This is a genomic window from Brevundimonas sp. (assembly GCF_036659295.1).
Lineage (GTDB): Bacteria > Pseudomonadota > Alphaproteobacteria > Caulobacterales > Caulobacteraceae > Brevundimonas.
In genome coordinates this window covers 1-6,754 of the sequence record NZ_JAVXCU010000102.1, presented here as the reverse complement: position 1 = coordinate 6,754, position 6,754 = coordinate 1, and the positions used below count along the sequence as shown (strand labels likewise).

Below are 6,754 nucleotides of genomic sequence, written 5' to 3'. Positions count from 1 at the left end.
GGCAATATCAGCGCCAGCGAGCAAACCGGATATAACCTGATCCGTGCTCATGGCCGGTGCTTTGGATGCATCCTGTGTGCCCATGGCGATTTTGGCATGGATAAGCCCTCGGCGATCCGACAGATCGGCGGCGACACCGGCATCGATTACGCTCACTCGCGCGCCTACCACACGGGCAAAGGCATTGGCGCTGGCGCGACCGGCCAGCAGGGTATCCACCATCGAAACCGTGACGCCTGAAGGAAACGCTGCAACACCCGAGCGGGTCAGGCCATGGTCGCCCGCAAACACCAAAAGCTGCGGTTGACGCACAGACGGGAGGGACTTTTTCTGAATGACGGCCAACTGCACCGCCAGTTCTTCTATGCGGCCCAGCGCACGCGGTGGCTTGGCCTTACCGTCAACAGCCGCCTGTATGCGGGGTTGGTTAGAGCGATCCAGAACAGGGATGGCGAGAAGGGAATCCAGTTTACTCATTACAGTCCGGCGATCTTGGAAAGGGTCGTCATATCCAGATGTTTCTCTAGTGCCTCGGCGATACGGTCCAGCGCCTGATCTACACGCTGTGTCTGGTCGATAGCGACCGTCTGGCCGGATAGTTCGGGCAAGAGCGCCTGACGGGCCTCGGCCTTGTCGAACAGCCCATGCACGTATAGGCCCGTAATACGGCCATCGGGGCTGGTGGCACCTTGGGGTTGGCCATCGATGAAAGCGACAGGGTTTTGCGTATCCTTGCCGGATGTCTTGCCGATATGGATTTCGTATCCGGCAAAGACCGCATCGTCTTTAGCGAGTATGCCGGTCACGCTCTTGAGGGTCTTGTCGCCCTCAAGATATGTTTCGACGTCCAGTAATCCCAGCCCGTTTGCGGAACCGGCCATGCCTTCGCATCCGGCAGGGTCATGGATCATGCGGCCCAGCATCTGATACCCGCCACAGATGCCCATAACCCGCCTGCCACGACGTGCATGGGACAGGATGTCGATGTCCCAGCCCTGGGCCTTCACAAAGGCCAGATCGGCCAGTGTGGCCTTGGTGCCGGGGATGATAATAACGTCCGTATCGACAGGGATTATCTGACCGGGCGGAATGAAGTTCAGGTCGATCAGCGGCTCGTGACGTAATGGGTCGAAATCGTCGAAATTGGCGATCCTCGACAGCATGGGCACCGAAATCCGCAGTTTGCGATCGCCATTTGCACTCGTCGGGCTTTGCAGCACAACCGCATCCTCGGCGGGCAAAAGGGCGCTTTCATAGAGCCATGGCACCATGCCGATATCGGGCCAGCCAGTACGGTCGATGATTTGCTTTCGCCCCTCGTCAAATAGCTCTGGATCACCGCGAAACTTGTTGATCATAAAGCCTTTGATGGCATTTCGGTCATCGCCATCGAGTACATTATGCGCGCCTACCAGTGCCGCAATCACATGGCCCCGATCAATATCGCCAACCAGTATGACAGGCACATTAGCTGCCAGCGCAAAGCCCATATTGGCGATATCGCCTTCGCGAAGATTGATCTCCGCAGGGCTTCCGGCACCTTCAACGATGACTAGATCGGCCTCGGCTTCCAGCTTGTGAAAGCTCTCTAGAACGACATCCAGCAGAGCCGACTTATGGTCCTGATAGCCTCGCGCCTTCCAGTTGCCTCGCACCTGACCACGCACGACCAGTTGCGCGCCCGTATCACTTTGCGGTTTCAGCAAGACGGGGTTCATATCCACAGTCGGGGGGGTGCGACAGGCCAGAGCCTGAAGTGCCTGAGCGCGACCGATTTCACCTATCCGGCCTTCGCTATCCGGTGCGGTGACGGCAGCATTATTGGACATGTTCTGGGGCTTGAACGGACGAACCGTAAGGCCGCGCCGTGTAAACAGCCGACACAGGCCCGCGACCAGTACAGACTTTCCGACATCGGAGCCGCAGCCCTGAATCATTATTGCGGCCACAAGAAACCCCCGCCCAGCACGATCACAAACAACCCCAGACAGGCCCACAGATAGACGCTCATCGCCCGTTTCAGGTCCGACGCCATCGGTACAGGACCTTCTCCCAAGACAGGGCGGGCATTTTCCAGACCGTCATAACGGACTGTACCGCCAAGGCGTACACCCAATACACCTGCCATAGCGGCTTCAGTCCATCCGGCATTTGGCGAGGCATGTTTTCGGGCGTCGCGAAACATGATGCGCCAGCCTTTTGTGGCCGAGCCCGTTGCCAAGCCTGCAAGGGCCAATAAAGCCCCCGCCAAACGGGCAGGGATCAGGTTCATCACGTCATCGGTCTTGGCCGCAGCCCAACCAAATGCACGCCAGCGCGGCTCCATGTGACCAATCATGCTGTCAGCCGTATTGACGGCCTTATAGGCAATCAGCCCCGGTAAACCTGCCACTACGAACCAGAATACGGGCGCGACCACTCCGTCATTAAAGCTTTCGGCCAGACTTTCGATCGCTGCTGTAGCAATGTCCGTTTCGTCCATGCTGGCGGTATCACGACCGACAATCATGCCCACAGCATTTCGGGCGGCAGTCAGGCGTCTATCGCTGAGCGGCCTCTGGATCGCACGGACATGCTGCCACAGGCTGCCCAAGGCCAATCCGCAGACACACGCCATGACCAATACCGCCATGCCGAGGGGCCATGGCAGGACAGTGGCAACCCAATGGATGCCAAGACCGGCAAACACAGCGACCAGAACCAGCAGCAGAACTGTCAGGATACCCAGAAGCTTTTTATGTCGTTCGCTGAATACCGGCTTATTCCAGCGTCTTTCCAGCGCGCTAATAAACCGGCCGACCCACATGACAGGATGGGGCAGAGCGCGTGGCCAGTATATGATGGCTTCCAGCTGCAAGGCCCCGGCCACGATCCAGAAAAGATTAAAGCCCACGGCCCAATATCTCGAGCACTGGCCCATTCGCGCCATCAAGTGTCTGGGTTACGATCCCGTAGGCCTGACGCAGGACATCCGGTGACAGGGCCTCCATAGGTGCCGCATCGGCTATGATCTGCCCCTGAGCCAGCACAATCACGCGGTCAGCCATACGAAGTGCCGCGCCCAGATCATGCAGGGTGATGATGATCCCGCATCCTCGATCGCGGGCCAGTTTGCGAAACAGATCGCCCATATCCAGTACATGCCCCGGATCTAGGCCCGCCAGAGGCTCGTCTGCCAGCAACCATTGGGGTTGTCCGGCTAGAGCGCGAGCAATCATCATGCGCGCCCGCTCTCCGCCTGACAGTGTAGAGATTACACGGTGCCTGTATGGCTCTGTGTCGGTCATGGACAGGGCTGCGGAAACGCATGCCCGATCATGTCGGGACAACCCCCATGCGCCAGCATAGGGCGTGCGGCCCAGCCCGACGAAGGTTTCGCCGTTGATGGCCCAGACCACCTCGGCATTCTGGGGAACATAAGCAACCTGTCTGGCGCGCTGGCGCTCGGGGATGCAACCTATGTCCTGACCGGCCAGCACAACCCGTCCTGTTTGCGGTGTCCGCAAATAAACGAGACAGTCCAGCAGCGTCGATTTTCCCGCACCATTGGGGCCGACAATTGCCGTCACCTTGCCGCGCTCGAAACGGGCGCAAACATTGTCCAGAATAGTGTGTCCGGCAATGCAGACACCAAGCTTGTGGGCTTCCAGATCGCTCATGCAAGTTTCCTCCGCATGGAGATCAGCAGGGCCAGAAAGAACGGACCACCGATTGCGGCCATGGCCACGCCCAGCTTCACTTCGGTTGCCGCGGGTACCAGGCGAACCAGAATATCCGCTGCCAGCGTCAAAGCCGCCCCGCCCAGTGCCGAAGGCAAAAGCAGCGCCGAAGGTTTTGCCCCCACCAGCGGTCGAAGCAGGTGCGGCACAATCAAGCCGACGAAGCCGATTACACCTGCCACCGCGACGGCCGAGCCCACAGCAAGTGCCACGCCCAAGGTCAGCAATAACCGCCCACGCGCCAGACTGACACCAAGGGAGCGTGCGCCATTCTCGCCCAGTGTCAGGGCATCCAGCATGCGCCCCCGACCCAGCAAAAGCAGGCATCCTGCCAGCATACCGGGGGCGGCGATCTTCACCTCGTCAAAGCTGCGGTCGGTGATTGCCCCCATCAGCCAGTTCACGATTTCGGTGACGGCCCATGGATTGGGTGCCAGATTAAGCGCAAGGGCGACACCGGCACCTGCAACAGTCTGGATGACGACGCCCGCCAGAATAAAAGTGATGCTGCTGGAGGTGACACCGGCCATGAGCAATAACAGGACGACACCCAAGGCGGCTCCGACCATGGCGGAAAACGGCAGCACCCATACAGCGGCAGCAAAGCTGCCCATATAAAAGGTCGTGACAGCGCCCAGCGCAGCCATGCCGGAAACACCGAGCATACCGGGATCCGCCAAGGGGTTGCGCGTATAGCCCTGAAGCGCGGCACCGGTCAGGCCCAGCGCCGCGCCGATCATTAATGCCAGCAGTGTGCGCGGCAGACGCAACTCAAACAGGATTGCCCATGATGTATCGCCCGTACTGCCCACCCAATCAGACCAGGGCACCCACACCTTGCCCGCGCTCATACTGGCCACAGCCAGTACCGCGACAAGGCTGAGCAAACACAGATAAAGAAGGGGGCGTTTGCTGTCCGTCATACCCGTTCCCTCATGACAAAATCCTCAAGGCAGCACGCCGCGCACGGGCCAAAGCAACGGCGGTCTGGATCAGGACAGGTCCGCCGCAATACAGCAGCTTTTCGTCCAAAGTCGTCTGCACGATCTGATCCGAAAGGCTAGCAAGGGCAGGGTGGCGCATCATCCGTTCGGACCATGTCCGCACGGTTGGGCTCAGGCTTCCGCTCAGCAGAACTTCTGGCGGATTGGCCAGAATATGCTCGACGGAAACATTGCCCCATTTGCCGATGCCATACCGTCCGGCGACATTGTCGAAACCGGCCAGTTCCATCATCTCGTTCATCAGCGTGCCGTGGCCGGCTGCAAATCCGTTCGGCTGATAGACAAGGGCTTTAAGGCGGCGCGGGTTGTCAGTGCGGGTCGAATTTATGGCCGTTTGGATGCGTGAAATCAGTGCCTCGCCACGATGGGCAAAGCCTGCCGCCGCTGCGACTTCGCGTACCTGAACCAGACTTTCGGCAAGGCTGGACGGGACATCGAACAGGGCCATGGGAATGCCGAGGCGTTCCAGCGCGCTGCGCGTGGCTCTGGCTCCGTGGCGGCTGCTCAAAACCAGATCGGGTCTCAGGGCAATGATTTCTTCGGCCGTGCCGTGTGTCTGCGGCAAGCGCATCGCCAGATCATAGATGGTCGATTGTCGGGCAATACGCGAATAGTGGCTCAGCGCGGCAATCTGTGAGCTGTTGGCAACTTCGACCAGAATGACATCGAGGCACGGGTTCAGCGATACAATGCGCTGCGGCCTGCGCTCGATCGTAAGCGGTAACAGGACTGGAGAGCTCAGCCCTGCGATCACGCTGCGGCGCGACAAACTCACGGGTATGCCTCAAGGGCTTGGGCCAATCGCGGCAGTGTTGACGAGCATGGAACCCCGAACCGCAGCCAGTCGGGCGCATAGTCAAAGGGGCGCGTCAGTATCCCTTGGTCACACAGATGCGAAAACCATTCGCGGGCATCGTCAGAACGCACCAGTCGAAACAGGCATGTCCCACCGAGCGGCTCGAAACCGGAATTCCACAAGACTTCGTCCAGTCCTTCGGCATCGGTGTTCAGGCGAAGTCGGGTCGTCTCGCGCCATGCGGTATCGGCATAGGCGGCATGCCCCATGACTATGGCCTCGGCACTTACGGGCCAGTCGCCGGTCAGGGCGCGCAGGCGTGCCTTCAAGACCGGACTTGCGATCATAAAGCCCAGTCTAAGGCCTGCCAGACCGTAAAATTTTCCAAACGATCGCAGGACAATCAACTGGTCGATGTCCAGTCCTGCAACCGAAGCCTCGGGGGCACATTCGATGAAGGATTCATCGACGATCAGCCACTGACCCATGCGGCTACGCTGGCGCGCCAACTGTTCCAGTGTGTCCTTGTCGAACAGGCGACCATCAGGGTTGTTTGGATTAACGATGACTAGAACATCGGCACGAGATGCGAATATCTGGTCAGGCCCGATGGCATTGGGAGCCATAGAGGATGCTCGCCATGACTCTTGGTGTGCACCATAGGTTGGCTCGACGATATCAACCGTCACAGGGCCGAGAATAAGCGGCAACAGGCGTATGGCCGTTTCTGCGCCCGAAACTGCGCAGACCTGTTCTGTCGACGCGCCAAAGACACGGGCGGCTTCTGCTTCCAGTGCAATAAGCCGACACGGGTCAGGCAGGCGGTTCAAACCGTCAATGTCTGCTCGCGGACCGCACCACGGCACAGGGTTGATACCTGTCGACAGATCCAGCCATGGCAATGGCGCATGCGGATAGGCTTTGGTGGCGGCCATCAGGCCACCACCATGCCGGATCGAAGCCTTGTGAGGCATCAATGCGTTGTCCTTCATTCTGACCGAAATCAGAATTTGACGCGAACACCACCAAAGACACCGCGACCGGCGGTGCCGTAATCCTTGGCCGTTTGATATTCTTCGTCGAACAGGTTTTCGACACGACCATACAGCTCAACTTGATCGCTGACCGGATAGGCCAGACGAAGATCAACCAGAGTGTATTCGTCCATCACAACGGTGTTGGCGTCGTTATTGAACGTCTCGCCCGAATAGCGGACAGCAAGGCCGGTCTTGAAA

The 6,754-nt window shown here is 59.1% G+C and carries 8 protein-coding genes; all 8 read right to left on the bottom strand.

Features of this window, described 5'->3' with window-relative positions:
- The coding region (locus RSB01_RS12775) for a nicotinate-nucleotide--dimethylbenzimidazole phosphoribosyltransferase (RefSeq protein WP_332625601.1) at positions 1–477 on the bottom strand (477 nt) is incomplete at its 3' end.
- Positions 477–1,949: a cobyric acid synthase gene (locus tag RSB01_RS12770; protein WP_332620205.1), complete on the bottom strand. Its 1,473-nt coding sequence runs from the start codon at positions 1,947–1,949 to the stop codon at positions 477–479. The genes RSB01_RS12770 and RSB01_RS12775, both read right to left, overlap by 1 nt.
- Positions 1,937–2,893: an adenosylcobinamide-phosphate synthase CbiB gene (gene cbiB, locus RSB01_RS12765; RefSeq protein WP_332591984.1), complete on the bottom strand. Its 957-nt coding sequence runs from the start codon at positions 2,891–2,893 to the stop codon at positions 1,937–1,939. Before cbiB ends, RSB01_RS12770 begins: the two co-directional genes overlap by 13 nt.
- A complete protein-coding gene (locus RSB01_RS12760; RefSeq protein WP_332591983.1) occupies positions 2,883–3,659 on the bottom strand; it encodes an ABC transporter ATP-binding protein in 777 nt (258 codons plus the stop codon). The genes cbiB and RSB01_RS12760 overlap by 11 nt, the downstream gene beginning before the upstream one ends.
- A complete protein-coding gene (locus tag RSB01_RS12755) occupies positions 3,656–4,642 on the bottom strand; it encodes an iron ABC transporter permease (RefSeq protein ID WP_332620204.1) in 987 nt (328 codons plus the stop codon). Before RSB01_RS12755 ends, RSB01_RS12760 begins: the two co-directional genes overlap by 4 nt.
- 10 nt (positions 4,643–4,652) lie before the next feature.
- Entirely contained in the window at positions 4,653–5,498 is an 846-nt protein-coding gene (locus RSB01_RS12750) for an ABC transporter substrate-binding protein (RefSeq protein WP_332591750.1), read from the bottom strand.
- Positions 5,495–6,493: a threonine-phosphate decarboxylase CobD gene (gene cobD, locus RSB01_RS12745; RefSeq protein WP_332591749.1), complete on the bottom strand. Its 999-nt coding sequence runs from the start codon at positions 6,491–6,493 to the stop codon at positions 5,495–5,497. Before cobD ends, RSB01_RS12750 begins: the two co-directional genes overlap by 4 nt.
- Positions 6,494–6,522: 29 nt before the next feature.
- Positions 6,523–6,754: TonB-dependent receptor (locus RSB01_RS12740; protein WP_332625600.1), on the bottom strand; the 232-nt coding region annotated here is incomplete at its 5' end.